This window comes from Actinacidiphila acidipaludis (genome assembly GCF_019890725.1).
Classification (GTDB): Bacteria; Actinomycetota; Actinomycetes; order Streptomycetales; family Streptomycetaceae; genus Actinacidiphila; species Actinacidiphila acidipaludis.
This window is the reverse complement of the sequence record NZ_JAINZZ010000125.1, coordinates 1-2,002: the sequence shown is the minus strand read 5'-3', so window position 1 is coordinate 2,002 and position 2,002 is coordinate 1. Positions and strand designations below refer to the sequence as shown.

At 67.9% G+C, this 2,002-nt stretch carries 2 protein-coding genes; both read left to right on the top strand.

Annotated features, from left to right (window positions below; all coding sequences use genetic code 11):
• The coding region (locus K7862_RS36925; protein WP_222970159.1) for a (Fe-S)-binding protein at positions 1-807 on the top strand (807 nt) is incomplete at its 5' end.
• The coding region (locus tag K7862_RS36920; RefSeq protein WP_222970157.1) for a lactate utilization protein B at positions 804-2,002 on the top strand (1,199 nt) is incomplete at its 3' end. The genes K7862_RS36925 and K7862_RS36920, both read left to right, overlap by 4 nt.

The following is a 2,002-nucleotide window of genomic DNA, read 5'->3' as shown; positions in this document are numbered from 1 at the left end:
ATGCGGGTAGCTCTGTTTCTGACGTGTGTGAATGATCTGGTGTATGCCCGGACCGGGCAGGCGGTGGTGCGGCTGCTGGAACGCCTGGGCGTGGCGGTCGATTTCCCCGTCGCGCAGTCGTGTTGCGGGCAGGCGCACTACAACACCGGTTACCGGCATCAGGCCGAGCCGCTGGCCGCCCGCTACACCGAGGTGTTCGCCGGGTACGACGCGATCGTCTCCCCGTCCGGGTCGTGCGCGGCGATGGTCCGCCACCACTACCCGCGCATGGCCCGCCTGGCCGCCGCCGAAGGCCGTCCTGAGGCCCTGCCCGAAACCGCGGTCGCCGCACTGCCCCCGACCTACGAACTCACCGAGTTCCTGGTCGACGTCCTGGAAGTGACCGATGTCGGGGCGTACTTCCCGCACACCGTCACCTACCACCCCACCTGCCACGGCCTGCGCATGCTCGGCCTGAGTGACCGCCCCACCCGGCTGCTGCGGGCCGTCCGCGGCCTGGAACTGCGGGAGTTGCCCGGCGCCGAGGAATGCTGCGGCTTCGGCGGCACCTTCGCCGTCAAGAACCCCGACGTGTCCACCGCCATGGGCAGCGACAAGGTCCACAACGCCGCCACCACCGGCGCCGACGTACTGTGCGCCGCCGACAACTCCTGCCTGATGCACATCAGCGGCCTGATGACCCGCCAAGGATCGGCCCAGCACCCCGTCCACATCGCCGAGATCCTCGCCGCCACAGAGCACCACCCCTACCCCTGGCCCCACCCCCGGCACGAACCGGCCCCGGCGACACAAGGAGAGATCCGATGAGCGGTGGAACCTTCGTGGGCATGCCCGCCTTCCCCCAGGCCGCCAAGGCCGCGGTCGCCGACACCCAGCTACGGGCGAACCTGCGGCACGCCACCCACACCATCCGCGCCAAACGCGCCACCGCCGTCGCCGAACTCGCCGACTGGAACGACCTGCGCGAAGCCGGCAAACAGATCAAGGACCACACCCTGGCCCACCTCGACCACTACCTCCTGCAACTGGAAGCAGCCGTCACCGCAGCCGGCGGCACCGTCCACTGGGCCCTGGACGCCGACGACGCCAACCACATCGTCACCCAACTGGTCAAAGCCACCGGCGAGAACGAAGTCGTCAAGGTCAAATCCATGACCACCCAGGAAATCGGCCTCAACCACGCCCTGGAAACCGCCGGAATCCACGCCTACGAAACCGACCTCGCCGAACTCATCGTCCAACTCGACAACGACCAGCCCTCCCACATCCTCGTCCCCGCCATCCACAAAAACCGCGACCAGATCCGCGACATCTTCACCACCCAGATGCACCACTGGGGCCGACCCGCCCCCACCGACCTCACCGACAACCCCACCGACCTCGCCGAAGCCGCCCGCCTCCACCTCCGCGAAAAATTCCTCCGCACCAAAGTCGCCATCTCCGGCGCCAACTTCATGATCGCCGAAACCGGCACCATGGTCGTCCTGGAATCCGAAGGCAACGGCCGCATGTGCCTGACCCTCCCCGACACCCTCATCTCCGTCGTCGGCATCGAAAAAATCATCCCCACCTGGCGCGACCTCGAAGTCTTCCTCCAAACCCTCCCCCGCTCCTCCACCGCAGAACGCATGAACCCCTACACCACCCTGTGGACCGGCACCACCACCAACGACGGCCCCCACACCTTCCACCTCGTCCTGCTCGACAACGGCCGCACCGACACCCTCACCGACCCCACCGGACGCCAAGCCCTCCGCTGCATCCGCTGCTCCGCCTGCCTCAACGTCTGCCCCGTCTACGAACGCACCGGCGGCCACGCCTACGGCTCCACCTACCCCGGCCCCATCGGCGCCATCCTCACCCCCCAACTACGCGGCACCACCACCGACATCGACACCTCCCTCCCCTACGCCTCCACCCTCTGCGGCGCCTGCTACGACGTCTGCCCCGTCGCCATCAACATCCCCGACGTCCTCATCCACCTCCGCGAACGCATCACCGA